This window comes from Paenibacillus sp. GbtcB18 (assembly GCF_019091125.1).
GTDB classification, from domain to species: Bacteria; Bacillota; Bacilli; order Paenibacillales; family NBRC-103111; genus Paenibacillus_F; species Paenibacillus_F chitinolyticus.
This window is the reverse complement of the sequence record NZ_JAGXJX010000851.1, coordinates 1-236: the sequence shown is the minus strand read 5'-3', so window position 1 is coordinate 236 and position 236 is coordinate 1. Positions and strand designations below refer to the sequence as shown.

The 236-nt window shown below is 45.3% G+C and carries 1 pseudogene; it reads left to right on the top strand.

Annotation, left to right across the window (positions count from 1 at the left end):
* Positions 1-236, top strand: a pseudogene (locus KVT34_RS31115) (sensor histidine kinase); the annotation flags it as partial.

Here is a 236-nt window from a genome sequence, read left to right as displayed (position 1 = left end):
CAGCGTCGATGCGATTGTTCCGATTCTTCGTATTTACGATTCCATCGATAATGAGAAAACGGTACTAACGAATATGGCGAGCGAATTTGTGGCGAAGAATAGCGTCCAGCGCATGTATTTAGAGATTTTGGACGATACGAACCGGGTTATTTTCAGCAACAACGATTTCAAGATGCCCGTGCACCGCGAGGAACTGGACAAGCTGGCCATGGATGAAATCCATTATATTTTACGGG